Origin of the sequence: Corynebacterium sp. (genome assembly GCF_030538285.1) — a bacterium.
GTDB lineage: Bacteria > Actinomycetota > Actinomycetes > Mycobacteriales > Mycobacteriaceae > Corynebacterium.
This window is the reverse complement of record NZ_JAUNUG010000001.1, coordinates 82,150-107,459: the sequence shown is the minus strand read 5'-3', so window position 1 is coordinate 107,459 and position 25,310 is coordinate 82,150. Positions and strand designations below refer to the sequence as shown.

The following is a 25,310-nucleotide window of genomic DNA, read 5'->3' as shown; positions in this document are numbered from 1 at the left end:
GGTTTCACGCCCCAATGCAAACCGCTTGAAAGGCTGGAAGAACGATCTTCGGCTGTTGAATAATTTACCTCCGACAGGCGGGACCCCTCCGCCAGGTACTACCAGGAGGAGGGTTCCAGGAGGTTGATCAGCTACACCAGCAACTCCGCAATCTGGATGGTGTTGAGCGCGGCACCCTTACGCAGGTTGTCGCCGGACACGACGAGAACCAGGCCCTTGTTGTCGTCGACGGACTGATCCTGGCGGATGCGACCGACGAGGGAATCGTCCTTGCCGGCGGCGTCGAGGGGGGTGGGGACGTCGACAAGCGAGACGCCGGGGGCGTCGGCAAGCAGGTTCTTCGCCTCATCAACGGTGATGGGGCGATCAAACTCCGCGTGAATGGTCAGGGTGTGGCCGGTGAAGACCGGCACGCGGACACAGGTGCCGGCGACGCGCAGCTCGGGGATGCCGAGGATCTTGCGGGACTCGTTGCGCAGCTTCTGCTCCTCGTCGGTCTCCAGGGAACCGTCGTCGACCAGCGCGCCGGCCAGCGGCAGAGCATTGTAGGCGATGGGGGCGACGTACGGGCCGAGGTCGGCCGGAGCCTCGACGGAGCCGTCGTGAACGAGCTCAACATTCTGGTCGCCGATCTCGGCGGTCTGCTTCGCCAGAGTCTCCACACCAGCCAGGCCGGAACCGGAAACCGCCTGGTAGGAGGAGACATGCAGGCGAACAAGGCCAGCGGCGTCATGCAGCGGCTTGAGCACCGGCATAGCGGCCATGGTGGTGCAGTTCGGGTTGGCGACGATGCCCTTGGACGGGGTCTTCGCCTCCGCACCGTTGACCTCGGAAACAACCAGGGGGACCTCATCGTCTTTGCGCCAGGCGGAGGAGTTGTCGATGACGGTGGCGCCGGCCTCGGCGAACACCGGGGCCCACTCACGGGAGGTGGAACCGCCCGCAGAGAACAGAGCGATATCGACATCGGCGACAGACTCCGGGGTGACCTGGGTGAGATCCTCGACGGTGATCTCCTCACCGCGGAACTCCAGGGTCGTGCCCGCCGAACGCGGGGAGGCGAAGAAGCGGACCTTATCAGCCGGGAAATTACGCTCCTCCAGGATCGAGCGCATCACGCGACCGACCTGGCCGGTAGCTCCGACAACAGCAATGGTGGTCATAAAAACTCCTGAAAAACTAGGGGCTAGCGGCCGGTACCGGCGTAGACAGTGGCCTCGGCGTCGCCACCGAGCTCGAACTTCTCATGCAGGGCGCGGGCCGCGGCATCCAGATCAGCCTCACGGGTCAGCACCGAGATACGGATCTCCGAGGTGGAGATCAGCTCGATGTTGACATTCGCGTCGCGCAGCGCCTCAGCGAAATCAGCGGTGACACCCGGGTGGGACTTCATGCCGGCACCGACGAGGGAAACCTTGCCCACTTGGTCGTCGTAAAGCACATTCGACCAACCACTGTTCTCCTGCATCTTCTTCAGCAACTCCATGGCACGCGGGCCATCAGAACGCGGGCAAGTGAAGGTGATGTCGGTGGTGCCATCCTCCAGGGAGGAGACGTTCTGCAGCACCATATCGATGTTGATCTCGGCGTCCGCGACAGCGCGGAAGACCGTGGCGGCCTCGCCCGGCTTGTCAGGGATGCCCAGGATGGTGACCTTGGCCTCGGACTTATCGGTAGCTACGCCAGTGAGAACTGCTTCTTCCACGGGGATATCCTCCATCGAACCGGCAATCAGGGTGCCGGGGTCATTGCTGTAAGACGAGCGAACTCGCAGGGGAACATTAAACGCACGCGCGTACTCCACGGCACGCAGGACCAGAATCTTCGAACCGACAGCCGCCAGCTCCAGCATCTCCTCGAAGGAGAGCTTCTCCAGCTTCTGCGCATTCGGGACGATACGCGGATCAGCGGTGTAGACGCCATCAACATCCGAGTAGATCTCGCACACATCCGCGTCGAGAGCCGCGGCCAGGGCGACGGCCGTGGTGTCGGAACCGCCGCGGCCGAGTGTGGTCACATCGCGGGTGTCCTTGTTCACACCCTGGAAACCGGCGACGATGCAGATCTTGCCGTTGTCCAGCGCCTCGCGGACACGACCCGGGGTGACATCCACTATGCGGGCGTTACCGTGCCGCTCCGTGGTGAGGACACCGGCCTGCGAACCAGTGAAGGACTGCGCCTCCGCGCCCAGCGAAGCAATCGCCATAGCCACCAGCGCATTGGAGATACGCTCACCAGCGGTGAGCAGCATGTCCATCTCACGCGCCGGGGGAACAGGGTTGACCTGGGCCGCCAGGTCAAGGAGTTCATCGGTGGTGTCGCCCATCGCGGAGCAGACCACGACGACATCATTGCCGGCCTTCTTAGTGGCGACGATCCGTTCGGCGACAGCGCGGATCCGCTCCGCGGTCTCCAGGGAGGAGCCTCCATATTTCTGAACGATCAGAGCCACCGTGTAGGCCGCCTTTCGTCTCGGGTGCCAAAGTTCGGGCTTCATCGTACCTGCCCACAGGCGGTCACGAGTACTTTGGTGCGCGCGCCCCGTCCTGCGATCCCGAGTGCATTCACTAAGGTTGATCAGGTGCACAGCAATCTGCTGGCCGTGCTGTTCGCACTGGCCTCCGCCCTCACCATCGCGTGGGGAACCGTGGTGCGCCACCGCATCGCCGAGGAAGCCCCCGCCGACGGCTCGTTGAAGGGCTCGCCCTTCTGGAACGCCATCTCCCGCCCCCTGTGGTGGGCAGGCACCGGCACCGCCCTGCTCGGGTACGGGTTACAGGTGGTCGCACTGGGTTTTGGCACCCTGCTCGTGGTGCAGCCGATCCTCGTGCTGTCGCTGATGTTCACCCTGCCACTGGCCGCGAAATACGATGGCCGCCGCATCTCCGCGCACGAACTGTTCTGGGCGGGCACCCTCACCGTGGGCGTGGGCGTGTTGGTCATCCTTGGCCGCCCCTTGCCCGGCGATCCGCAACCACCGCTGGAACGCTGGCTGCCCGCGCTGCTGGTCGGGGCGGTGGTGCTCATTACTATTGAGAGAGTCGCGCAACTGCAGATCCGCCGGGAGAAAGCGCTGCTGCTGGGCATCGTCACCGGCGCACTCTTCGGCTATGTCGCCGTGCTGAGCAAGGCCTTCGTAGATATCTTCATCCACGGCGGGGTGTGGGCGATCATCACCAACTGGGAAACCTACGGCCTCATCTTGGGCGCCACCTTGGGCACCATTGTCCAGCAGTACTCCTTCAACGCCGGCGCACTGAAGAGCTCCCTGCCCGCGATGACCATCTCTGAACCCATCGTCGCGTTCTCCCTCGGCTACCTGGTCCTCGGGGAGAAATTCCAGGTGTCGACTGTGTCCGGTTGGCTACTGATGGCGCTGGCGTTCGTCGCGATGGTGGCGTCGACGGTGGTGCTATCGCGCAAGGGCGTGTCTTAAAGGGCGCCTGTCACAACCGTTCTTGAAGTTTTCTGAGGGCTGTTAAAACCCCAGGTGGCTGCGTCGGTGCCGAAATCTTCAAGAACCGTTGTGACAGCGGGGCTAGATTGCCCACTCAAAAACAGCCAGCATGTAGCCCGAGAACCAGGCACCCAACGCGATCCAGGCTCCTGCCAAGAGGCCCGTTCCCCAGCGCGGCAGCCTATCAGCGCAGCGCAACGCCCACGGAATGAGCACAAGCACAGCGGGCAGCAGAAGGCGCGGGCGAGAGTGCATGATCCCGTCGGACAGGAGGACCATTGCCATGACCGCGGCGCAGAAGGTCCACACTTCTGCGGGAACCCGCCCCCACGCCAACGCCAACGCGATGACTGCGGCGAGCATGACAGCGAGACTGAGTAGGTAACCCACCTCCGTCCCGGTCGTGAGAATCTCCACACTCCAGGCGAAAGTGGCGGCCCCGAAGTCGAATCCCGTATGCCAACCCTGCGCCTGGATACCGAAGTAACCGCCCACGTCTCGCGTGTGCCAGCTCGCCCATCCCAGATAGGCGGCCAGCGACCACGGCGTCAGCGCCAGACAGGCCCAAGCCCGCGGGTCGCGGGGTGCCCGGATGAGTACAGCCACGACAAACACCACGATCAGCACCACCGCGGTAATCCGCACGACACCGAGCACAAGGATGAGCCCGGCCGCCCATCCCCAACGACGGTCCATGAGGGCGAGAAGCGCCCAGAACGCCAGGGCCCCGAAGAGCGCTTCGGTATACGGCATGGTGAAAGTAATGGACATCGGGGCTGCAGAGACGAGAACTCCAACCGCCGCCATCCCGAACCGATCAGCCCCCATCCGCCTGGCGATAACCATGGCCGCAGCGGTCATGGCGACGCCGGCAATGATGTTGACCAAAGCCGCGGCGGCAGCCGTTTCCAGACCCGTGACAGCCCCCACGCCGCGAACCAATAGAGGAAAGCCGGGAAAGAAGGCGAGAGTGCGGTGATGCACCGGCACGTCGGTGGCCAGTGGAGCATCGAAGTAGCCGTACTCAGCGATCGCCAGATAATACTGCGCGTCCCACTTGTGCAAAAGGCCCGTAAGGTCTTCCCCATTGGCCCGGGCCATGACACCGAGTGTGAGAACCCTCACGGTAGAGCCGATGAGGAGGATGAGGGCGGCGTCGATAAGCACAGCTAGGTGGCGGTATCGGGCGGACACGTCGCCAGTGTAGTACGTGATGCACTTGCCAACTGCCGTTGCGCTGTGTGGCAGCTGTGCTTAGAGTTGCCGATGTTCACATCCCGTGTTTTTGAAAAGGAATTCTCATGGACAACCTCAACGCATTCGGCGACGCCCTCTCCTCCAACTTCGAGGGCCTTTTCGACGGCATCATCGACTTCTTCAAGGGCCTGTTCGACTCCTTCGAGCTGCTGTCCTCCGATGCCGACAAGACCGACGCCGAGAACGGCGCCCAGGCTGACAAGTAAGTCATCCTCTCCGCAGGCCCCGCCCAGCCGATCACGTCCGGGCGGGGCCTGCATTTTCATTGCTCTGTACTGATATGTTCCGTAATCTGGACAGAGTAAGAAATCATCTACTGAAAGGGGCACCATCATGTTCCACGGCTCCACCGAAATCGTTAACTGGCTCATCGATCCGATCGAGTTCTTCGTCGAGTGGGTTCAGTGGCCGTTCCAGGTCATCAGCTCCCACTTCTAAGCGAGTGAGCTAACCCCCTGGCCGCGGGAGACCTGGCCAGGGGGTTTTCCCATACCCACCCCCATCTTCGCAATGTTGTGTTGCGCCGGGGCTGGCGCTGTGTAGACTTCACAGCATGTTCTCCCGCGCGAACCTCCTTCTTCTTCGCCGCGGCGGGTCCCAGGTCCAGTAAAGAAGCGACCGGCACCCCGTCGCGGAGTTTGGTGTCGCCGGTCGCTGCTTCCGCTTTCATCGACAATATGGAGCGGTAAGACCCAGCTGGCTACTACAGTGAAGGCCATTGTCGGCCCCTGTCAGCCGCTCAGAAGACCCGAAAAGGAAACCCGATGTCCCCGAACGACTCCTTCATCTCCGCCCCCTCCGAGATCCGCACCCCCGACGGCCCGCGCGCCGAGGGCCAGCCCGCGTGGAACAAGCAGCGTGGCTCCTCCATGCCGGTACACCGTTACCGCCCCTTCGCCGAAGAGGTCGAGGACATCGTACTGCCGGACCGTACCTGGCCGGACAAGAAGATCACCGTTGCCCCGCAGTGGTGCGCGGTAGACCTGCGTGACGGCAACCAGGCTCTCATCGACCCGATGAGCCCGGAGCGCAAGCGCCGCATGTTCAACCTGCTGGTGCAGATGGGCTTCAAGGAGATCGAGGTGGGTTTCCCCTCTGCGTCTCAGACGGACTTCGACTTCGTGCGCGAGATCATCGAGAAGGACATGATCCCGGAGGACGTCACCATCCAGGTGCTGGTCCAGGCTCGTGAGCACCTCATCCGCCGCACCTTCGAGGCGTGCGAGGGCGCAAAGAACGTTATCGTGCACTTCTACAACTCCACCTCCGAGCTGCAGCGTCGCGTGGTGTTCCGCAAGGACAAGCCGGCCATCAAACAGCTGGCTGTCGACGCCGCACACCTCATCCAGGACATCGCCAAGGACTACCCGGGCACCAACTGGCGTTGGCAGTACTCCCCCGAGTCCTTCACCGGCACCGAGCTGGAGTTCGCCCTGGAGGTCTGCAACGCCGTCATCGAGGTCATGGCACCCACCCCGGACAACCCGATCAACATCAACCTGCCATCCACCGTCGAGATGATCACCCCGAACGTCTACGCTGACTCCATCGAGTGGATGCACCGCAACCTGGACCGCCGCGACTCGGTCATCCTGTCACTGCACCCCCACAACGACCGTGGTGAGGGCGTGGCCGCCGCCGAATTGGGCTACCTGGCCGGCGCCGACCGCATCGAGGGCTGCCTGTTCGGCAATGGTGAGCGCACCGGCAACGTCTGCCTGGTCACCCTGGGCCTGAACATGCTCACCCAGGGTGTGGACCCGCAGATCGACTTCTCCGACATCCGCCAGATCCGCAGCACCGTCGAGTATTGCAACCAGCTGCGCGTCCCGGAACGCCACCCCTATGGTGGCGACCTGGTCTTCACCGCCTTCTCCGGCTCCCACCAGGATGCCGTGAATAAGGGCTTGGACGCCATGGCCGACAAGGTCAAGCCGGGTGCCAACAACACCGAGGTCACCTGGGAGGAGCTGGGCAAGGCCGTGTGGGAGGTGCCCTACCTGCCGATCGACCCGAAGGATGTGGGCCGCGACTACGAGGCCGTTATCCGCGTCAACTCCCAGTCCGGCAAGGGCGGGGTTGCCTACATCATGAAGACGGACCACGGCATCAACCTGCCGCGTCAGATGCAGGCCGAGTTCTCCGGCGTCGTCCAGGCGATCACCGACTCTGAGGGTGGCGAGGTCAACTCCAAGGCCATGTGGGATGTCTTCGCCACCGAATACCTGGATGTCACCGACCCGGTGGAGGAGATCTCCATCCGCATCGTCAATGCTGAGACCGACGCAGACGAGGCCACGGTGACCGCCACTATCCTGCATAAGGGAGAAGAGAAGGAGATCACCGGCACCGGCAACGGCCCTGTCGCCGCCTACGCCAACGCGCTGGAGCAGCTGGGCATCGACGCTGAGGTCCAGTTCTACTCCCAGCACGCCCGCTCCTCCGGTGACGATGCCGAGGCCGCCTGCTACATCTACGCCACCGTCAACGGTTCTGCCGCGTGGGGCGTGGGAATCGCGGGCTCCATTACCCGCGCTTCTATCAAGGCGCTGACTTCCGCAATCAACCGGGCACTCAAGGTGGAGGCACCTGTCCTGGCCGGCGGCGTTTAAGGATATCTTAAGCAAAAGAGGTGGCGCACAGGTTTGCGCCACCTCTTTTCTTAGTTTTGGAGCGGGGTCCTAGCAGGTCACATTCGCCCCATACCGCACACGTGCGTTGTGCTGCTGGGCGAGCAGAATGAAGGAATCGACGAGCTGGCGCCGCAGCAGGGTGCCCATGACGATCTGCACGAGCAGGTCCTCCTCCGGCCCTTCGACGTCGAGCGTCGCAACATCGAGAGCACCCATTTGCTCGGCATGGTCGGCGTATTCGTGCATCATCTCCGGGGTCCACGCAAGGTCCGTTGTATGCAGTTCCGCGAGGGCCCGCACGGCTGAGCGGTAGGCCGCCGAATCCGGTCGCACTATCCAACCACGGCGGCCCACGATGTCGTCCATGAGCTGCACGGCTTCATCGACGTGGGTTTCAGCCTCGGGAGTACCCTCTGTCACGAGCGAGTCCTGCATGGTGGCCATGGCTTCGAGTACGTTATTGGGCCCATCCAGCTCAGCGAGGACGTTTTTCACCTCTGCCAGCGACAGACGCGCCGTTCCGCTGAGGACGGCGATCAGCTTCAGGCGGGTAACGTGCTCATCCGAGTAGAAGGCCTGATTGGTCTTCGTGCGTCGCCCCGCCGGAAGCAACCCCTCGCGTAGATAGAACTTGATGGTGGGTACGCTGACCCCGCTCCGCCTACTCAACTCAGCCATTCGCATTGTCTATGGCTCCGCCTTTCCTTAACCGTGTGTGCGCCGTTATATCAAACTTGCTGCCTATGATATGTCAACCATTGCTTTGGAAACAAGTCCGACAGCCCTAAACGTACTCTCATTTTTCCCATACGTCAGCCACACGTTGTGATTAGTTTCCAAGCGCCGCTAGCCAGTGGCCCCGCCACCCTATCGACCCACTACACTCGGTGTAATGACCACGCACAACGGTGACCCCGCGGCGTTTCCTTACGTCGCGCTGACGACACAGGCCACCGGCATCCACCCCTCGACCGCACGCCTGGTGTCCGTCGACGTCCTCACCTTCAATGAAGACGGTGAGATCGGTGAAGAGTTTCATGCCGTCCTCAATCCCGGCAGCGATCCGGGCCCGCACCATTTCCATGGCCTCACACACGAGGAGGTGGCGGAGGGCCAGCGTTTCTCGCAGGTGCTGAAAACGCTGGACAGGCTTCTCGACGACCGCACCCTCGTCGTCCACAACGCCCCCCGCACGTGGGGTTTCATCGTATCTGAGGCCCGCCGCGCCATGAACGCCGCCGCCCGTTCCAACCGCTCGCGCGGTCGCGGCCGGGGGCGCGGACGGCGGCGTCGCCAGCGGGTGGGGCATGTGCCGAAGCCGGCGTCGATCGTCGATACGCTTGCGACGGCGCGTCGCCACCGCATCGCCCTCCCCGACATCCGCCTGGGCAACCTGGCCGCCGCCCTCAATGTCGACGCCCCCTCCCCCGTCGCCACCGTCGAGCGTGCGCTACGCCCCGAGCACGACACGTCCCGCGAGCTCACTGACCTCCTCATCGACGTTTTCTTCGAGATCCGCGAGCGCGGCGACCTGGCAGCAGCCGCCCCAGGGGATCTGCGGGCCGACCGCTTCGGCCTGCAGCGTTCCCATGTGCGTGTCGACGCCCAGGAAGCCCCCCGCCCCCATCCCAATCCGGGCGTTTATGTCCCCGGCAAGCGGCTGGTGCGCGGCATGGAGGTCGTCGTCGCCCCGGAGGTGGAGATCGATCCGGATCGCCTCATTGAGGCGTGTATGAAGTCTGAGTTGGTCTACTCGGAGAAACTCACCCGCACCACCAGCGTCATGGTGTGCAATGACACCGAGGATCTGCGGGGCAAGGCGATGCATGCGGTGCGCAAGGGCATTCCCCTGCTCACCGACACGGAGTTCCTCGACGCGGTGAAGAAGGTACAAAACCCCCACGGCCGCTAGGGCTACTGTGGTGGCATGAAGTTCCCACGTTCCGGTGCTCTGCGCCGCCTGCGCTCCACGGCGGCGACCACGGCCGCCACGCTTGCCACCACCGCCTCCCGCCTATCCGGCCGGGGTGCCGGCGGCATGATCGGCGGCCTGGTGGCCAACGCGATCGACCCGTCCATCATGGAGAATCTTGGCGGGGGACGCCCTGCGGTGCTGGTGACCGGCACGAATGGTAAGTCGACGACAACGCGGATGCTGGCCGCCGCGATCCGCTCCCGGCACACCGTGGCCACCAATGACGGTGGCGACAATATGGACGCCGGCATCATCTCGGCGCTGCTGGCCGGCAAGGATGCCTCGCATATTGTGCTTGAGGTCGATGAGCTGCACGTGCCTTCAGTCGCCGAGCGCCTGCGCCCGCAGGCCCTGGTCCTGCTCAATCTCACCCGCGATCAGCTGGACCGCGTCGGGGAGATCAACAAGATCGAGCGCGCGCTGCGCGGGGCGGTAATGGCGAATCCGGAGATGCTGGTCATCGCCAACTGCGACGACGTCCTCATGACGTCGGTCGCCTTTGATGCCCCCAACGTCATCTGGGTCTCCGCCGGCGCCGGGTGGATCGGCGATTCGGTCTCCTGCCCGCGCACTGGCGGGCATGTCGTCCGCGAGGTCGATGATTGGTGGGCCGTGAAGCCGCTACCCGACGGCCGCAGCTTCCGCCGTCCCACCCCCACCTGGACCATCACCGATGACGGTCTGTCCTCCCCGCACGGGGATTCCGCGCTCAGCCTCAAGCTCCCGGGCCGCGCCAACCGCGGTAACGCGACGCAGGCGATTGCTGCGGCCGTCGAGGGTTTCGACGTCCCGCTTATCGACGCCGTCGCAGCCGCCGAGTCCGTCGATAATGTCGCCGGCCGCTACTCCACGATCCGCCTGGGTGAGCGTGACATCCATCTGTTGCTGGCCAAGAATCCGGCTGGCTGGCAGGAGGCGTTGTCCATGGTGGATCGTTCGGCTGACGGGCTGGTTATCGCCGTCAACGGCCAGGTCGCCGACGGCGAGGACCTGTCCTGGCTGTGGGATGTCCGCTTCGAGGATTTCGAGGGACTGGCGGTCAAGGCCGCCGGCGAGCGCGGCACCGACCTCGCGGTGCGCCTGACCTACGCCGATATTTCCCATGAACTCATCCCCGACCCCCTCCAGGCGATCCTCGACTGCCCGCCCGGGCGCATCGAGGTCCTGGCCAATTACACCGCCTTCCGCGATCTGAAGGCCGCCCTGCAGAAGGAGACCTCCCGTGGCTGACCTGAGCATCGGACTCGTGCTTCCCGACGTCCTGGGCACTTACGGCGATGACGGAAACGCCCTGGTCCTGCGCCAGCGCGCCCGCATGCGGGGCTTTTCCGCTGACATCCTGCCGATCAAACTCGGCGAGGCAGTGCCCGAGTCGCTGGACATCTACTGCGTCGGCGGCGGCGAGGACACCGCGCAGATCCTCGCGGCGGAGCACCTCATCGCCGACGGCGGCCTGACCCGTGCCGCCTGGTCCGGCCGCCCCGTCCTGGCCGTGTGCGCCGGCCTGCAGGTCCTCGGTGAATCCTTCCGCGCCGGCGGTCGGGTCGTTGACGGTCTCGGGCTTATCGACGCCACCACCATCGCCCTCCAGACCCGCGCCATCGGTGAAGTCTCATCGACGCCCACCCGCGCGGGCATCACCGCCGAGCTCACCGAGCCGCTCACCGGTTTCGAAAACCACCTCGGCGCCACCCTCCTAGGCCCCGGCGCCGAGCCGCTGGGCCGGGTCACCCGCGGCACCGGCAACTGCGATGTGGCCGCCTCTGCCGACGTCGCCGACGGCACCCGCCAGCGGTTTGCCGAGGGTGCCGTGCAGGGCAGCGTCGTGGCCACCTACATGCACGGCCCCGTCCTGGCCCGCAACCCCCAGCTGGCGGACCTGCTGCTGGCTCACGCCATGGGCGTGAAGCTGACGGAACTGGAACCGCTGGAGATCGCGGTCGTCAATAAGCTGCGTCTCGAACGCCTGAAGTAGCGGTAGAATCACACCCACATATCAAAAGCAGTTTATGTGGGAGGTGCGCTGTGCGCCGTTGGAGTCTGATCCTGCTCGCGACCTCCGGGCTGATGCTCGGGGCCTGCGGGTCGATCCCCGCCGACACAGAAGGCACCCTTGACCGCGCCACCGGCGGCACCCTGGTCGTCGGGGTCTCCGAGCATCGCCCGTGGACCACCATCGGGGACGACGGGGACATCACCGGCACCGAAGCGGACCTCATCTCCTCCTTCGCCGAGACCATCGACGCCGACATCGAATGGCACACCGGTCCGGAAAGCGTCCTGGCGGAGCTGATCGAGGAGGGGGAACTCGACATCGTCATCGGGGGTCTCACGACCGATGCCCCCTGGTCCGACGCGATGGCCCTGACCCGCCCCTACACCGGCGACCAGGTCATGGGGCTGCGGATGGGTGAAAACGAACTCATGGTCGCCCTCGAACGCCACCTTGCCCGGGAGCACGGGGAGATCTGATGGCGCCCGCCAGATCCGGCCATGACGCCCTGCCGGAAAAACAGCAACAGGCACTGCGCCAAGCGATCCGCCTCGAGTGGGCGACCATCGGACTTCTTGTCGTCAGCGCCACTCTTGTCTACCTGGTCATGGGCCAATCCCAGGCCATGCAGGCCGCGCTTGTAGACGACCTCCTCTCTTTCCTCCCTCCCATCGCCTTCCTCGTCGCCACCCGTGTCATCCGCATCGGCGCCAACCGGCGATTCCCCTTCGGGTACCACCGCTCGATCGGGGCCGCACATCTGGTCTCCGCGACGGCGCTGCTGCTCATGGGCGGATTCCTCGTGGCCGACTCGGTCATGGGTCTGACCGCCGGGGAACGCCCGCCCATCGGCCTCACGGTGCTGTTCGGGCAGGAGATCTGGGCCGGGTGGCTCATGGTCGTCGTCATGGCGGCCACCGCTGTTCCCCCGGTTCTGCTGGGTCGGAGGAAGCTACGGCTGGCGAAGACCCTGCACGACAAGGTCCTCTACGCCGACGCCGACATGGCCAAGGCCGACTGGCAGACAGCGCTGGCCACCATCATCGGTGTCCTCGGCATCGGGGTCGGCCTGTGGTGGACTGATGCGGTCGCCGCAATTGTCGTCGGCGCTTCCATCGTCTGGGACGGCTGGAACAACCTCACCGCCGCCGTGCAGGATCTGCTGGACACCCGCGCCCTCACCTTCAACGAGGAGGAGCATCCGCTCATCGATGAGGCTGAACACCTCGTCCGCAGCACCGTGTGGGTGGCCGACGCCGAGGCCCGCGTCCGCGACCAGGGGCACCTCTTCCACGTCGAGATGCTCGTCGTCCCTGAACCAGGACACGATCCCACGATGATCGAGCTCGACAGCCTGCGCCGCCAGCTGCACCAGCTCGACTGGAAACTGCATGACGTTCAGGTGGTCCCCGTCTTCGACATCCCCGCCCACCTCCGCGACACACGAGCGCACGCCATTGCGGAAGGAGAATCCCCGTGAGCGACCTACGCGACACCCCCGAGAACATGCCCGAGGACGTCGAGCAGACCTCCCGAAAGGCGATCATCGTCGAATGGTTATCCATCGGCTACCTCATCCCCTCCGTCGCGCTCACCGCTTTGGTCGCCGGTCAATCCGACGCGATGCGCGCGGCGTGGGTCGAGGACGCCCTCACTTTCCTCCCCCCGATCGCCTTCCTCATCGCGATGCGGCTCATCCGCCACAAGCGCAGCCGACGCTACCCCTACGGCTACCACCGGGGTGTAGGCATCGGCCAGCTCGTCTCCGCCGCGGCACTGCTGGCGATGGGCGGGTTGCTGATCTTCGACTCCGTGCGGGGCGTGCTCGCCGGGGAACGCACCGCCATCGGCATCATGGTGCTGTTCGGCCACGACATCTGGGCTGGCTGGGTGATGATCGCCATTGTCAGCATCTTCGGCATCCCGCCCGTGATTCTGGCCCGCTACAAACTGCGCTACGCGGAGGCGCTCAACAACAAGGCTCTTTACGCCGACGCAGACATGAGCAAAGCCGACTGGATGACCGCCGTGTCCACCAGCGTCGGCGTGCTCGGGGTCGGTATCGGACTGTGGTGGGCTGACCCGCTCGCTGCCATCTTCGTCGGCATTTCCATCGTCGGCGACGGCTACCGCAACATGAAGTCCGCCATCACCGGACTCACCGACATCCAGGCCCGCACCCACGACAGCAAGGAAGTCAACCCGCTCATCGATCGCATCGAGACCTGCGCCACCGACACCAGCTGGGTGGCGCAGGCCGCGGTCAGAGCCCGCGATCTCGGGCAGGTGCTGCACATCGAACTTTTCGTCGTCGCCGACGATCACAACCCCACCGCCGCAGACCTGGAGGAGTTGCGTGAGCGGGTCCGCGAGCTGGACTGGAAGGCCTACGATGTTTCCGTGGTGCTGGTGACCGAGCTGCCGCGCCACCTCCTCGCCTGAAAATCTCACCCCAGCGGAGCCACGCGCCCGCATTCCCCCAGGTCAGCACAAGCGCCTTGTAAGAGAATCAGGCGGCCGCCTTACGTGCGGGCCTGCCGAACCCGGGCCCGCCTGAAAATCTCACCCCAGCGGAGCCCCGCACCGGCATTCCCCCAGGTCAGCACAAGCGCCATGTAAGAGAATCAGGCGGCCGCCTTACGTGCGGGCCCACCAAACCCGGGCCCGCCTGAAAATCTCACCCCAGCGGAGCCACGCGCCCGCATTCCCCCAGGTCAGCACAAGCGCCTTGTAAGAGAATCAGGCGGCCCTCAGATCTGCAACCGTCCACTCAGCGCGCGCGAGAGCGTCAGCTCGTCGACGAACTCCAGATCCCCGCCCAGGGGCATGCCGGACGCCAGGCGGGAAATCACCAGGTCCGGGAAATCCTTGAGCAGGCGCGCCAGGTAGGAGGCCGTGGCCTCGCCCTCGGTGTTGGGGTCGGTGGCGATGATGACCTCGTGGACATCGGGCGCTGTGTCGTGGGTGGAATCGGCTAGCTCACGGTCGGGCAGCACCCCACCGATGCGCTGCAGCAACTCCGTGATGTGGAGGTCTTTCGGGCCGACGTTGGCCAAGGGATCCAAGGCCCCGCCGAGGACGTGGTAGCGGCCGGTGTACTCGCCGGTGCGCTCGATGACCTGGATGTCCTTCGGCTCCTCGACGACACAGATCATGCCGCGGTCGCGGCCTGAGTCGGCGCAGATGCGGCACACTTCCTGCCGAGACACGTTACAGCAGATGCGGCAGAAGCTGACACCGTCGCGCACAGCCTCCAGCGCTGCGGTGAGTCGATCGATGTCATCCGGCTCGACAGCCAGCAGGTGGAAGGCGATTCGCTGCGCGCTCTTCGGGCCGACGCCGGGGAGGCGGGAGAGCTCGTCGATGAGATCCTGCAGCGGTCCTTCAAACACGTGCTCGCCTTTCTTCGGTGGTCCAGTTGGAGAATAGCGACAACCCCCGATCCAACCGAATCGGGGGTTGCATGCGCCGGTGTTTAGCCGAGCATCCCGCCGAACGGGTCGCCGCCCTGGGACAGCGGGCCCATCTTCTCAGCGGCGAGGTTGCCGGCCTGCTCGTGAGCGTTACGGAAGGCGCCGGTGAGCAGGTCCTGCAGGGTTTCTACGTCCTCCGGGTCGACGACCTGCGGGTCGATGACCACGTTGGTAACTTCGCCGCCACCGGTCATGGTGACCTTCACCAGGCCATTACCGGCCTCGCCGGTGACCTCGGTGGCGAGGATCTCCTGCTGCGCCTGCTGCAGCTTGGCCTGCATTTCCTGGGCCTGGGCAAGGATCTGGGACATATCCGGCTGAGTCATAGGTGTGCCTTTCGTCGGTTGATTTTGTCGACGGCCAGTCTACAGGCGCCGCGCGCCGAGCTCCTGCTCCAGCAGCTCCATCGCGATGGTCGTCGCATCGCGCCGGTCGTAGGTGCCCGGCTCTTGCGCCGCCTTGAGCATTTCCTCTTCTTCATCGCTTTGCGACGCCACCGACGCCACCGACGTCACCCCAGTCACCGCCGGGGCGGGCGGTTCCTCCGGCGGGGGCTCATGGTCGTCCATTGGCTCCGGCGGCAGGGGCACGTCATCGTCGAAGGCGGGTCGGGCGGCGCGTTCGGCGGCCTGGCGGGCGGCGTTGGCCCGGCCCCGCTCGGCGATGCGCTGCCAGGAGGGCCTGTTCTCCTCAGCGGGCGGAGGCGTCGTCGGGGGCATCGCAGGGGCGGGCACCGGGGTGGCGTTGTCCCCACCGAGGGCGCGTGGCTTACCCCACGATGAGGCGGGCTCAGTGGGGGCCGGACTCTCGGGCTCCTCGGGGGTTTCTCGGTCGGCTTCCGCGGTCTGCGGTTTCCACGTCTCCTTCTTCGGAGTCGGGCTGAACCCGGCAGCGGCCGGGTCGGTGCCGATGACGCAGTGGACCTGCAACTCGCGCCCCGCCTCCGCGGAGACCACCTTCGCGATGACCGCGTTGTTCGATTCCGCGTTGAGCCGCTCCGCCAGGGCACCGGTGTTGTGGCCGAGGACCAGGGTGTCGTCCTTGAGGCCGAGGACGCGGGCCTCCGCCAGCATGATGGCGGCCACCTTGTTCTGGCGGGCGACCTCATCGCGGATGGCAGACCAGCGGGAACGCAGTGCTTCGACAGGATCCTGCGCAGTCGCGGGCTCTGCCTTCGGCTCAGGTTCCGGCGTCGGTGGTTCAGGGGCCGCCTTCTTCTCTGCCTCCTCGCGGGCCCGGCGCACGGACGGTCGCTCGTAGACCTTGCCCGAAGTCGGCGCCGGAGCAGCGGCAACCGGAGCCGGAGCCGCCGGAGCCACCCCGGCACCCTGCACGGGTGCGGCGGGCAACAGCAGGTGGGCGCAGAGGATCTCCAGCAGCAGGCGCGGGGAGGTGGCGCCGCGCATGTCGGCGATGCGCTCGTTCACCGTGGCGGCCAGATGGGCGAGCTGACCGGCGGTGAAACCGGCGGCCTGCTCGGACAAGACGGTGGCGCGGTCGGTGGGCGCGTCGACGAGCCCGAGGTCGAAGGCATCGGGCACGGCCTGCAGGACCATGAGGTCGCGCAACCTCTCCAGCAGATCCTCGACGAAACGACGCGGATCGTGGCCGGCCTCGATGACGTCATCGACTGTCTGGAAGAGGGCGGCGCGGTCGCCGGTGGCGAGGGCGTTGACGGTGGCGTCGATAAGCGAAAGATCGGTGACTCCCAACAACGGCAACGCGACCTCGTACGACAAGCCCTCCGGCGGGGAGCCGGCGATGAGCTGGTCCAGGATGGACAGCGAGTCGCGCGGCGAGCCGCCGCCAGCGCGGATAACCAGCGGATACACCGAATCCTCGACACGCACGCCTTCGGCATCCACGGTGCGTTCCAGCAGCCCGCGCATCGACTGTGGGGTGAGCAGGCGGAACGGGTAATGGTGGGTGCGCGAGCGGATGGTGCCGATGACCTTCTCCGGCTCCGTCGTGGCGAAGATGAAGATGAGGTGCTCCGGCGGCTCCTCCACGATCTTGAGCAGCGCGTTGGAGCCTTCGCGGGTGATCATGTGCGCCTCATCGATGATGAAGACGCGGTAGCGGGACTCGGCGGGCGCAAAGATGGCGGAATCGCGCAGCTCACGCATGTCGTCGACACCGCGGTGCGAGGCCGCGTCCAGCTCCGTGACGTCCAGGTTGCCCGGCCCGCCCGGGGCCAGCGACACGCACGACGGGCATTCGCCACACGGGTTCGACGTCGGCCCCTCGATGCAGTTGAGGGAACGCGCCAGGATGCGCGCCGACGACGTCTTGCCGCAACCGCGGGGACCCGAGAACAGGTAGGCGTGGTTGATGCGGCCGGAGTCGAGGGCCACCGACAGGGGCCGGGTCACCTGCTCCTGGCCGACGACCTCGGCGAAGGACGCGGGACGGTATTTCCGGTAGAGAGCCACGGCGCCAACCTTACCCGGCTAGCGGGCCCAGTCGAGAAGATCGATCCCGGCCTCACCCAAGGCCTGCTGGAGGGCACCCGGGCCTTCCTCGACGGCGTAGGCGTACTCGGCGTCGGTAAGCATGACCAGCTGCAGCAGCACCGTCAACCGCTCCTCCTCCGTGACGCGCGGGGTCTCTCCGCCCCATAGATACGGGGGCACGAACAGTCCGTGTTCCACCGCCTTGACCTTGTGCAACTGCGGCAGCATCGTGCCCGGCTGGGCAGGCAGAAATCCCGTGAACTTTGCGACGGCCGCCCGCAGCACCGCCGTCAGTTCCTCCACCGAGGCGCGCGCCACGATGATGAGTTCCGAGCGCACCGGAAGTTCCTCCTCCACGGCGTGGAGCCCGGTATCCACATCGGCGAAACCGAGCGTCACCGCCACGGTCTGCCCGTCGCCGAGATCCGCGGTGACGACATCCTCACCAATCACCAGCTCACCCGGGATGAGCTGGGAAATCCAGTAGATGGTGTCGTCGCGGTTCATTTACGCCCCGAGCTTCTCGACGGCCGCCAGCAGCACGCAAGTGGCCACACCATCCATGGCGACCTCCAGCTCCTCCACCGGCGGCAGCGAGGGAGCGAGGCGGATGTTGCGGTTGTTCGGGTCATTCTTCAGCGGGAAGGAGGAGCCCGCGCCGGTCAGCGCGATACCGGCCTCCTTGGCCAGCTCCACCACGCGGGAGGCGGTGCCGTCGATGACGTCGAGGGAGATGAAGTAACCACCCTCCGGCTTCGTCCAGCGGGCCACCTCGTACTCACCGAGGCGGCGCTCCATGATCTCCAGGACGCGGGTGAACTTCGGGGCCAGGGAGCCGGCGTGCTTACGCATGACGGCGCGCACGCCCTCCGCATCACCGAAGTAGCGGGCATGGGCCAGCTGGTTGACCTTGTTCGGACCGATACCACGCACCCCGGCGATCGACTGGTACCAGGCGAGGTTCTCCGCCGAGGAATGGAAGAAGCTCACACCGGCACCGGCCAGGGTGATCTTGGAGGTCGAGGACATCACCCAGAAACGGTTCGGGTGACCGGCCTCGGTGGCCATGCCAACGACGTCGTGGATCGGCGGGAACTCATCAGTGAGGGTGTGCACGGCGTAGGCGTTGTCCCACACGACGCGGAAGTCCGGGGCGGCAGTCTCCAGGGCGGCGAGCTCGCGGCAGACCTCCTCGGAAAAGGTGATGCCGGTCGGGTTACCGAACATCGGCACCGCCCACATGCCCTTGACCTGCGGATCCTTCACCAGTTCCCGGATAGCCTCGACGTCGGGGCCGTCCTCCAGCATCGGCACAGTGACCATCTCGAAGCCGAACTGCTCGGAGATGGTGAAGTGACGGTCATAGCCCGGCACGGGGCAGATCCAGCGGACCTTCTCCTCCTCGCGCCAGGGCTGCTGCGAGTCGTTGTTGCCGAAGGCGTAGGACCAGGAGATCAAGTCGAACATGATGTTCAGCGAGGAGGAGTCGCCGGCGATGAGCAGCTCCGGGTCCACACCGAGGACCTCAGCCCAGATCGCACGGATGTCGCGGATGCCCTTGAGGTTGCCGTAGTTACGGACGTCGGTGCCGTCCGCGTCGGCGTGGTCACCTTCACCGGGCAGCGCCAGCAGCGGCTCAGCGAAATCGAGCTGCTCAGACGACGGCTTGCCGCGGGTGAGGTCGAGCTTGAGGTTTCTGGCCTTGAGATCGTCATAGTCCTTGCGGACCTGCGCCGCGAACTCGGCGAGGCGGTCAGAATCGAAGTCGAGGAGCGTCACGTTAAGGGCCTGCTTTCCATCGTGGAGTGTTCGGCCACAATGGTAGACGTTTCTCGCGTGAAGTGAGATTCCCCCGAATCAAAAAAGGGGATCCCGCGCACCCGTCAGAGCTCGCTGACCCTTGCTGCATTCCTGCCCTGGGGGAGTTCACAAGATGAACGCCGCACGGGATCCTGCCGCCAACTCTAACCCATCGCGGGGTACAGAGGCCAAATCCCCGCTTATCGACGCCCCTGACCAGCGATTTGTATTTTCAGCGCGATGTTGTGTACTGTTTCACGAGAACACAGCGACCACGGTCACCGCGGCCGCAGTGATCAGGAGGATTCGACTAGCGGCCTATGTCACACGCCTGGAACGCGTGCGGGTAGCAATACCCTCGTGGGTTCAAATCCCACATCCTCCGCAGATGGAAAGCCTCGGCATTACGCCGAGGCTTTTCGCGATTCAGGTAGAACGCCATGCAGGAGGCCCCAAAATGGGCCCGGAAAAAGTCACTGCTGCACGGCGATCTACCTACCGATCTCCTCCAAGACGTGATCCGACTGATCCGGGAAGAGGAACTTGTAGGTGAAGCCGGCGATGGCGGCACCGAGCAGCGGGGCCAGGAAGAAGGCCCAGACCTGCATGAGCGGCTCGGATCCGGCAAAGACGGCCACGCCGAGGGAGCGGGCCGGGTTGACGGAGGTGTTGGAGATCGGGATCGACACCAGGTGGATGAGCGTCAGCGCCAGGCCGATCGCGATGGGGGCGAAGCCCTGCGGGGCGCGCTTATCGGTGGCGCCGAGGATGATGTAGAGGAAGATCGCGGTGAGGACGATCTCGGCGATGAGGACGGCGGCCAGGGAGTAGCCGTCGGGGGAAAGGTCGCCGTAGCCGTTCGTCGCGAAGCCAGATTCGACGGCGGAGAAGCCTTCCTTCCCGGAGGCGATGACCCACAGGACACCACCAGCGGCGATACCGCCGATGAGCTGAGCGAGCCAGTACGGGAGGACGGCGGCGGGTTCGACGCGCCCGGCAAGGACAGCGCCGAGGGTGACCGCAGGGTTGAAGTGTCCGCCGGAGATGTGACCGACGGCGTAGGCCATGGTGAGGACAGTGAGGCCAAAGGCGAGGGAGACACCGACGAAGCCGATGCCCATGTTGATATTGGCGTTGTCGCCGGCGAGGACGGAAGCAGCGAAAATAGCGCTACCGGCGCCGCCGAAGACGAGGACGAAGGTGCCGAGGAATTCCGCCGCGAGGCGCGAGACCATACTTGTATGCATGTCTCGGATCTTAGCTCTTGTTAAGTATTTTGCGACTCCAGCTCGCGTACTCGGGCGCGGAGCTCCTTCTCGCGGGCCCAACGAACTGACACATCGCGCATGATGGCGGCGATGCCCTGGATATCACCGGTGACGTCGTGAAGCATCATGATGGAGAACTCCAGCGACATGGCCGAGCCGTCCTTGTGCAAGCCGGGGACGGCGAGTGGTTCGGCGCCGTACCTGGTCTCACCGGAGACCATCACGCGCTCCCACCCCTTCCAGTGCACGTCGCGGTACTTTTCCGGGATGATGATGTCGAGGTTCTCGCCGATTGCTTCCGCGGAGGTCCAGCCGAAGATGCGCTCGGCCCCGGCGTTCCAGAGCTGGATGGTGCCGGTGCGGTCGCAGTAGATGATGGCGTCGGGAGAGTCGGCGACGATGCGCTCGGCAATTTTGTCCGGGTTCATGCGGACAAATATACGCGCGTGATCAGCGCCACACCAGGGCATCGCGGGGCAGATCCGCCGGATCGAAAACCTCGCGGAGCTTCTGGAGGGTGTTCACTCCTGGATAGCCGAGTGAGGCGGCGAGCTTTTCGACGACCTTGAACACCGGGTCGTCGAGAAGCATCTCGCGCAGGGTCACGGCGCCGTCGCGCTTCGCCAGACGCTGCCCGGATTCGTTGATCACCAGCGGGACATGGACGTATTCGGGCAGCTCAATGCCGAGCAACGTCGCCAGGTAGGCCTGGCGCGGGCTGGAGGAAAGTAGATCCTCACCGCGGACGACCTGGTCGATACCCTGAAAACCATCATCGACGACAACCGCCAGATTGTACGCCCAGTCCGGCGCCTGCCCGCCGCGGCGCAATACAAAATCATCGACCTCAGTGGTGTACGCACCGTGGTAGTGGTCCTGGATGGTGAACTCATCGACGTCCGTGCGCAGGCGCAACGCAGGCGTGCGCCCCTGCTCAGCAAGAGCTTCTCGACGCTTAGCCCGCTCACCCTCAGACAAGTCCCGGCAGGTGCCCGGGTAGGAGCCGGCGGGGGTGTGCGGGGCGCGGGCCGAATCCTGGATGTCCTTGCGGGAGCAATAGCACTCGTAGACCAAGCCACGGGCGTCAAGCATGTCCAGGGCCCGCTGGTACGCCGGGAAACGCTCCGACTGGTAGAGAATGTCCCCGTCGAAGGTCAGGCCGAGGGTGAGCAGATCATCGATCTGACGATGGGCCGAATCGATCGTCGAACGCTGGGTGTCAATATCCTCCACCCGCAACAAGAAATCTCGGCCGGTGTGCCGGGCGAAAAGCCAGGCAATGAGACCGGTGCGGAGATTGCCGAAGTGCAGGTCTCCGGAGGGGGACGGGGCGTAGCGGCCTGCGTGAGTCATGATTCCAGGGTAGCGGGAATGACGACACCCGCCCACGATCATCGTGGGCGGGTGCAGGTAGGTCAGTATTACTCGCTGGAGAGGGAGGATCCGGAGGATCCACCCGCGCCCGGCAGGCAGGCGTCAGCGATGACACCGACAGCCAGCAGGCTCAGCGCGGCGACACCGGCGGCACCGAGGACGCGGATCGCATCCGGCCCCAGAGCCTCATTGATCTGCGCGGCCAGGCGGGCGATCTCCGGGTTGTTGATGCCCAGACCCTGCTGCAGGTCATTGTTGGCCCGCTGCAGCTGCACCTGCAGATCGCGGATCATCGGGGAGACACCCGGAATGTCGACCTGGCTGGCCAACGCGAGCGGCGCCAGCAGAGCCAGCGGGGTGATCACGGCACCGGCAGTGGCGATGCAACGACCATCCACAGAGGAACCCTCCTCCTGGCTGATCGGCTGGCCTCGATCAACCACGGTGACATGCCCCTCGATCGTCTCGGTCGAACCGTCCGGGTAGGTCACCTCAACGGATACGACGATGTAGTCACCGGTCTGTGCGTCCTCCGGCGGAGTCACGGTGAGAGCACCGGAGGAGGCGTCGACGACGTACTCCCAGCCATCACTGAGCGGATCCGTCAGCGGGTCCCCGACGATCTCGTAGGTGGTGCCCTCCGGCATGTCGAGGTCACGGTTCTGCTGCAACGTGATCGGCACGCCCGGGTGGGTGACCGCATGGTAGTAGCCGGGGGTGTTGCCGTCCACCTGGTCAACGATGTTCACCGTGAAGCGTTCTCCGACATTCCAGTCGACGTTGTAGGCCTCGAACGTGGCCTCATCCTCGCGCGGCTTTGCACGCAGCTGGATCTCCACCGCATCCGCATCAACGCCCACCGGCAGGGACAGGGACACCGTGCCATCCGGGTTGACGGTGACCTCCGCCCCCTCCACCAGGGTGTCAGTCCCCGGCAGGTAGACATTGCCGTACATACGCGCATGATCGGCGGCGTCACCGGCGGTGACCACAGCGCCGGTGCCCTGCGGGGAACCGACGGCCGCTACCGGACCAGAGCCGGGGACGACACCCAGCGGCTGGCAGTTGACGTTTTCCGATGGCCAAGGCAGAACAGTGGTGTCGATGGAGACGGTACCGTTGACCTCTTCCTCGATCGGGCCGCCAATGTACCACAGCGCGGCATTGGTGGCGGCGGCTCCCCACCCTGGCTCATTGGCATTGAAGTTGCCCAGCTCAGCGATGAAACCACCCTTCTCGCCCACAACGGGGGCAAAACTGTGGGTGATCGGCACCGTGTGCGCCGTGATTGGAATGGGTTCAGTGTGCGCGCGGACGGAGTACTCCCCTTCCGGGCCATCGGTTTCGAAGGTGAGCGTCGAATCGGTCATCCACCGCTCGGCAACGCCGTAGGCACGGACAAACGGGCGCATACCAAAGGTCCCGTTGGCGTTGGACCAGTTCTGCACACCCACAGTCACGGTGCCGGGGATGGCACCCGTCTGCTGCCGCGGACTATCGCCCGGCACGTTGGCCGTCGCGGACGCGGAGGCCGCACAGGAACCGCTGGTCCCGTTCGGCGGGGAGACGGGATTGGTAGGTAAGGCAGCGGCCTGAGGGACAGTGAGAGCGGTGGCGGCGAGAGCCAGTGCAGCGGCAGTCGCAGAGATTCGGGAGAAGATCATGAGGTTATTGTGGCCGATGTGAGCTATTGCCGCAGCAAGATATATTGACACCACCCCCAGACTTACCCCCCGCACGCAGACATCAGTGTGGGATCATCCTAAGCGTGAGCGACACCCGTTTCATCCCCCTCCAGCGCAGCTACTACCCCGCTATCGTGGCGTTTTTCGTCGCGGTCTTCCTCATCTCCAACATTCTGGCCACCAAGGGCGTGGCCGTCGGCCCGCTGATCACCGACGGCGCCTTTTTCCTCTTCCCGCTGGCCTATGTCCTCGGCGATGTGCTGGCCGAGTGCTACGGGTTCAAGGCGGCGCGGCGCGCGATTATCACCGGGTTCGCGGTGACCCTGCTGGCGGTGATGTCCTTCTATGTCGCCATCTGGCTGCCCCCGGCTGATTTCTATGATTCGCAGGAGGAATTCGCCTACATCCTGGGCCTGGTGCCACAGATCGTGGTGGCCTCGCTGGCCGGTTACCTCGTCGGCCAGCTGCTCAACTCCTGGGTGCTGGTGAAGATCAAGCAACGCACAGGTGAGAAGTCACTGTGGGCGCGGCTCATTGGCTCGACGGTGGTCGGTGAGTTCGGGGACACGCTGCTGTTCTGCCTCATCGCGGCGCCAGTGATCGGGATTGCCACAGCCAGCGACTTGATCAACTACGTCATCGTCGGCTTCCTGTGGAAGACACTGATCGAGGTGGCCTTGCTACCCGTGACCTACGCGGTCATCGCCTGGGTGAAAAAGCGGGAGGACTACTAAGTTCACCACCTATTAATGTTCAGTTGACGGCACTTTAATTTCGATGGGGAAAGGTGTCCCCGGTACACGTCCGCTTCCCACCAGGAGCCCCCATGTCTGCTCTGAAGTCCCGCCGTACCGCATTCCTTTCCCTGCTCGCCGTCTCCACGCTGACCATCGCCGCGTGCGGCAGCGTCGAGGAGGAGACCACCGACGGCACCACCACCGCCACCACCGGCGCTGCCACCGCCACCGAGGCCGCTGCCGCCGAGGGTGAGATCACCGTCGCCTGCACCGCTGACGAGGTGCTCTGCGCCGCTTGGGCCGATGCCTTCGAGGCTGAGTCCGGCATCACCACCAACTACGTCCGCATGTCTTCCGGCGAGGCGGTGGCCCGTTTCCAGGCCGCCGGCGACAACCCGGAGTTCGATGTCTGGCACGCCGGCCCGGTCGACGGCTTCATCGCCGCCACCCAGGAGGGTCTGCTGGAGCAGTACGAGTCCCCGAACGCCGCCGACCTCGACGACGACGTCGTCGATCCTGAGGGCTACTGGGCTGGCGTTTACCTCGGTGCGCTGGGCTTCTGCTCCAATGAGTCTCGCCTGGAGGAGCTCGGCGTCGACGTCCCGGATTCCTGGGATGATCTCACCGTCCCGGAGCTGCAGGGTGAACTCATGATGGCCCACCCGTCCACCTCCGGCACCGCGTTCACCACCCTGTGGACCCAGGTGGAGCGTCTCGGCGGCGAGGATGAGGCACTCGACTACATGCGCGACTTCAACTCCAACATCCTGCAGTACACCCGCTCCGGTTCCGCCCCGGCCCAGTCTGCCGGCCGCGGTGAGGTGGCCGTCGCCATGGTCTTCTCCCACGACTGCGTCTCCCACCAGGAGGAGGGCTTCGATGACCTGGTCGTCTCCTTCCCGGAGGAGGGCACCGGTTACGAGATCGGCGGTGTCGCACTGATGAAGGGTGCGAAGAACCCGGACGCCGCCAAGGCCTACATCGACTGGGCACTGACCCCGGCCGCGCAGGACCTGGGCCCGGAGAACAACGCCTTCCAGATCCTCACCCACCCGGACGCCGTCGAGGATCCGCGCATGGTCTCCTTCGATGACATCACCCTCGTCGACTATGACTTCGCCGCCGCCGGCGAGGCCCGCTCCGCCCTGACCGCGCGTTTCGACGCCGAGGTCGCCGAGGAGCCCGCCGAGGAAGAGTCCAACTAA

24 protein-coding genes, 1 tRNA gene and 1 other RNA gene are annotated in these 25,310 nt (G+C 65.1%); 12 read left to right on the top strand and 14 right to left on the bottom strand.

The window, feature by feature from the left end:
* Window positions 1-131: 131 nt before the first annotated feature.
* Window positions 132-1,163: an aspartate-semialdehyde dehydrogenase gene (locus Q4G50_RS00535; protein WP_303375680.1), complete on the bottom strand. Its 1,032-nt coding sequence runs from the start codon at window positions 1,161-1,163 to the stop codon at window positions 132-134.
* A gap of 23 nt (window positions 1,164-1,186) precedes the next feature.
* Entirely contained in the window at window positions 1,187-2,452 is a 1,266-nt protein-coding gene (locus tag Q4G50_RS00530) for an aspartate kinase (RefSeq protein ID WP_303375679.1), read from the bottom strand.
* A gap of 129 nt (window positions 2,453-2,581) precedes the next feature.
* On the opposite strand from Q4G50_RS00530, the gene Q4G50_RS00525 reads away from it, so the two are divergent.
* Complete coding sequence (locus Q4G50_RS00525; RefSeq protein ID WP_303375678.1) at window positions 2,582-3,436, top strand: DMT family transporter; 855 nt, start codon at window positions 2,582-2,584, stop codon at window positions 3,434-3,436.
* Between the two features lie 102 nt (window positions 3,437-3,538).
* On the opposite strand, the gene Q4G50_RS00520 is transcribed toward Q4G50_RS00525, so the two are convergent.
* Window positions 3,539-4,651: a hypothetical protein gene (locus Q4G50_RS00520; protein WP_303375677.1), complete on the bottom strand. Its 1,113-nt coding sequence runs from the start codon at window positions 4,649-4,651 to the stop codon at window positions 3,539-3,541.
* Between the two features lie 107 nt (window positions 4,652-4,758).
* Between Q4G50_RS00520 and Q4G50_RS00515 the strand changes: the two genes are divergently transcribed.
* Window positions 4,759-4,920, top strand: a complete 162-nt coding sequence (locus Q4G50_RS00515) for a hypothetical protein (protein WP_303375676.1) — start codon at window positions 4,759-4,761, stop codon at window positions 4,918-4,920.
* 558 nt (window positions 4,921-5,478) lie between these two features.
* Window positions 5,479-7,326: a 2-isopropylmalate synthase gene (leuA, locus tag Q4G50_RS00510; protein WP_303375675.1), complete on the top strand. Its 1,848-nt coding sequence runs from the start codon at window positions 5,479-5,481 to the stop codon at window positions 7,324-7,326.
* 69 nt (window positions 7,327-7,395) lie between these two features.
* Here leuA and Q4G50_RS00505 read toward each other — a convergent pair whose 3' ends face one another.
* Window positions 7,396-8,025 (bottom strand): MerR family transcriptional regulator, encoded by a 630-nt coding sequence (locus Q4G50_RS00505; RefSeq protein WP_303375674.1) that lies wholly within the window; start codon window positions 8,023-8,025, stop codon window positions 7,396-7,398.
* A 214-nt stretch (window positions 8,026-8,239) separates the two neighbouring features.
* Between Q4G50_RS00505 and Q4G50_RS00500 the strand changes: the two genes are divergently transcribed.
* The 6 genes from Q4G50_RS00500 to Q4G50_RS00475 all read left to right on the top strand — a co-directional run bounded on the left by Q4G50_RS00500 (window position 8,240) and on the right by Q4G50_RS00475 (window position 13,757).
* The gene (locus tag Q4G50_RS00500; protein ID WP_303375673.1) at window positions 8,240-9,259 is read left to right on the top strand and encodes an exonuclease domain-containing protein; all 1,020 of its coding nucleotides are present in this window, start codon (window positions 8,240-8,242) and stop codon (window positions 9,257-9,259) included.
* Window positions 9,260-9,274: 15 nt separating this feature from the next.
* Window positions 9,275-10,552, top strand: coding sequence for a Mur ligase family protein (locus tag Q4G50_RS00495; RefSeq protein WP_303375672.1), 1,278 nt, complete (start codon window positions 9,275-9,277; stop codon window positions 10,550-10,552).
* Window positions 10,545-11,297 carry a type 1 glutamine amidotransferase gene (locus Q4G50_RS00490; protein ID WP_303375671.1) on the top strand — a complete coding sequence of 251 codons (753 nt, stop codon included), beginning with the start codon at window positions 10,545-10,547 and terminating at the stop codon, window positions 11,295-11,297. Before Q4G50_RS00495 ends, Q4G50_RS00490 begins: the two co-directional genes overlap by 8 nt.
* Before the next feature lie 92 nt (window positions 11,298-11,389).
* Entirely contained in the window at window positions 11,390-11,794 is a 405-nt protein-coding gene (locus Q4G50_RS00485) for a transporter substrate-binding domain-containing protein (protein WP_303375741.1), read from the top strand.
* Window positions 11,794-12,795, top strand: coding sequence for a cation diffusion facilitator family transporter (locus tag Q4G50_RS00480; protein ID WP_303375670.1), 1,002 nt, complete (start codon window positions 11,794-11,796; stop codon window positions 12,793-12,795). Before Q4G50_RS00485 ends, Q4G50_RS00480 begins: the two co-directional genes overlap by 1 nt.
* Window positions 12,792-13,757 carry a cation diffusion facilitator family transporter gene (locus tag Q4G50_RS00475; protein WP_303375669.1) on the top strand — a complete coding sequence of 322 codons (966 nt, stop codon included), beginning with the start codon at window positions 12,792-12,794 and terminating at the stop codon, window positions 13,755-13,757. Before Q4G50_RS00480 ends, Q4G50_RS00475 begins: the two co-directional genes overlap by 4 nt.
* A gap of 308 nt (window positions 13,758-14,065) precedes the next feature.
* Here Q4G50_RS00475 and recR read toward each other — a convergent pair whose 3' ends face one another.
* The 6 genes from recR to ffs all read right to left on the bottom strand — a co-directional run bounded on the left by recR (window position 14,066) and on the right by ffs (window position 19,198).
* Window positions 14,066-14,707 (bottom strand): recombination mediator RecR, encoded by a 642-nt coding sequence (gene recR, locus Q4G50_RS00470; protein WP_303375668.1) that lies wholly within the window; start codon window positions 14,705-14,707, stop codon window positions 14,066-14,068.
* An 83-nt stretch (window positions 14,708-14,790) separates the two neighbouring features.
* On the bottom strand, window positions 14,791-15,114 hold the full coding sequence (locus tag Q4G50_RS00465; protein WP_303375667.1) for a YbaB/EbfC family nucleoid-associated protein: 324 nt from the start codon (window positions 15,112-15,114) through the stop codon (window positions 14,791-14,793).
* Between the two features lie 39 nt (window positions 15,115-15,153).
* Complete coding sequence (locus Q4G50_RS00460; RefSeq protein WP_303375666.1) at window positions 15,154-17,220, bottom strand: DNA polymerase III subunit gamma and tau; 2,067 nt, start codon at window positions 17,218-17,220, stop codon at window positions 15,154-15,156.
* A gap of 18 nt (window positions 17,221-17,238) precedes the next feature.
* Entirely contained in the window at window positions 17,239-17,748 is a 510-nt protein-coding gene (locus tag Q4G50_RS00455) for a suppressor of fused domain protein (protein WP_303375665.1), read from the bottom strand.
* Complete coding sequence (locus Q4G50_RS00450; RefSeq protein ID WP_303375664.1) at window positions 17,749-19,020, bottom strand: aminotransferase class I/II-fold pyridoxal phosphate-dependent enzyme; 1,272 nt, start codon at window positions 19,018-19,020, stop codon at window positions 17,749-17,751.
* Between the two features lie 81 nt (window positions 19,021-19,101).
* Window positions 19,102-19,198, bottom strand: an RNA gene (ffs, locus tag Q4G50_RS00445) — signal recognition particle sRNA small type.
* Window positions 19,199-19,340: 142 nt separating this feature from the next.
* Here ffs and Q4G50_RS00440 point away from each other — a divergent pair.
* A tRNA-Ser gene (locus tag Q4G50_RS00440) sits at window positions 19,341-19,426 on the top strand.
* Window positions 19,427-19,532: 106 nt separating this feature from the next.
* Here the strand turns inward: Q4G50_RS00440 and aqpZ are convergent.
* From aqpZ to Q4G50_RS00420, 4 genes are all read right to left on the bottom strand, one after another.
* Complete coding sequence (gene aqpZ, locus Q4G50_RS00435) at window positions 19,533-20,288, bottom strand: aquaporin Z (RefSeq protein ID WP_303375663.1); 756 nt, start codon at window positions 20,286-20,288, stop codon at window positions 19,533-19,535.
* Between the two features lie 20 nt (window positions 20,289-20,308).
* Complete coding sequence (locus tag Q4G50_RS00430; RefSeq protein ID WP_303375662.1) at window positions 20,309-20,737, bottom strand: PAS domain S-box protein; 429 nt, start codon at window positions 20,735-20,737, stop codon at window positions 20,309-20,311.
* A gap of 22 nt (window positions 20,738-20,759) precedes the next feature.
* Window positions 20,760-21,662 carry a tRNA glutamyl-Q(34) synthetase GluQRS gene (gluQRS, locus tag Q4G50_RS00425; protein WP_303375661.1) on the bottom strand — a complete coding sequence of 301 codons (903 nt, stop codon included), beginning with the start codon at window positions 21,660-21,662 and terminating at the stop codon, window positions 20,760-20,762.
* 68 nt (window positions 21,663-21,730) lie between these two features.
* The gene (locus Q4G50_RS00420; RefSeq protein ID WP_303375660.1) at window positions 21,731-23,347 is read right to left on the bottom strand and encodes a YPDG domain-containing protein; all 1,617 of its coding nucleotides are present in this window, start codon (window positions 23,345-23,347) and stop codon (window positions 21,731-21,733) included.
* Between the two features lie 92 nt (window positions 23,348-23,439).
* On the opposite strand from Q4G50_RS00420, the gene Q4G50_RS00415 reads away from it, so the two are divergent.
* Together Q4G50_RS00415 and Q4G50_RS00410 are read left to right on the top strand one after the other, a co-directional pair.
* Window positions 23,440-24,102, top strand: coding sequence for a queuosine precursor transporter (locus Q4G50_RS00415; RefSeq protein WP_368660617.1), 663 nt, complete (start codon window positions 23,440-23,442; stop codon window positions 24,100-24,102).
* Window positions 24,103-24,194: 92 nt separating this feature from the next.
* Window positions 24,195-25,310 carry an ABC transporter substrate-binding protein gene (locus tag Q4G50_RS00410; RefSeq protein ID WP_303375658.1) on the top strand — a complete coding sequence of 372 codons (1,116 nt, stop codon included), beginning with the start codon at window positions 24,195-24,197 and terminating at the stop codon, window positions 25,308-25,310.

What these genes read in the sequence shown, in the direction of transcription:
- Q4G50_RS00505 (WP_303375674.1), bottom strand. Translation starts at nt 8,025, where the DNA reads ATGGCTGAGTTGAGTAGGCGGAGCGGGGTCAGCGTACCCACCATCAAG.
- Q4G50_RS00515 (WP_303375676.1), top strand. Translation starts at nt 4,759, where the DNA reads ATGGACAACCTCAACGCATTCGGCGACGCCCTCTCCTCCAACTTCGAG.
- Q4G50_RS00420 (WP_303375660.1), bottom strand. Translation starts at nt 23,347, where the DNA reads ATGATCTTCTCCCGAATCTCTGCGACTGCCGCTGCACTGGCTCTCGCC.
- leuA (WP_303375675.1), top strand. Translation starts at nt 5,479, where the DNA reads ATGTCCCCGAACGACTCCTTCATCTCCGCCCCCTCCGAGATCCGCACC.
- Q4G50_RS00495 (WP_303375672.1), top strand. Translation starts at nt 9,275, where the DNA reads ATGAAGTTCCCACGTTCCGGTGCTCTGCGCCGCCTGCGCTCCACGGCG.
- Q4G50_RS00410 (WP_303375658.1), top strand. Translation starts at nt 24,195, where the DNA reads ATGTCTGCTCTGAAGTCCCGCCGTACCGCATTCCTTTCCCTGCTCGCC.
- aqpZ (WP_303375663.1), bottom strand. Translation starts at nt 20,288, where the DNA reads ATGCATACAAGTATGGTCTCGCGCCTCGCGGCGGAATTCCTCGGCACC.
- Q4G50_RS00485 (WP_303375741.1), top strand. Translation starts at nt 11,390, where the DNA reads ATGCTCGGGGCCTGCGGGTCGATCCCCGCCGACACAGAAGGCACCCTT.
- Q4G50_RS00430 (WP_303375662.1), bottom strand. Translation starts at nt 20,737, where the DNA reads ATGAACCCGGACAAAATTGCCGAGCGCATCGTCGCCGACTCTCCCGAC.
- Q4G50_RS00465 (WP_303375667.1), bottom strand. Translation starts at nt 15,114, where the DNA reads ATGACTCAGCCGGATATGTCCCAGATCCTTGCCCAGGCCCAGGAAATG.
- Q4G50_RS00480 (WP_303375670.1), top strand. Translation starts at nt 11,794, where the DNA reads ATGGCGCCCGCCAGATCCGGCCATGACGCCCTGCCGGAAAAACAGCAA.
- gluQRS (WP_303375661.1), bottom strand. Translation starts at nt 21,662, where the DNA reads ATGACTCACGCAGGCCGCTACGCCCCGTCCCCCTCCGGAGACCTGCAC.
- Q4G50_RS00535 (WP_303375680.1), bottom strand. Translation starts at nt 1,163, where the DNA reads ATGACCACCATTGCTGTTGTCGGAGCTACCGGCCAGGTCGGTCGCGTG.
- Q4G50_RS00500 (WP_303375673.1), top strand. Translation starts at nt 8,240, where the DNA reads ATGACCACGCACAACGGTGACCCCGCGGCGTTTCCTTACGTCGCGCTG.
- Q4G50_RS00455 (WP_303375665.1), bottom strand. Translation starts at nt 17,748, where the DNA reads ATGAACCGCGACGACACCATCTACTGGATTTCCCAGCTCATCCCGGGT.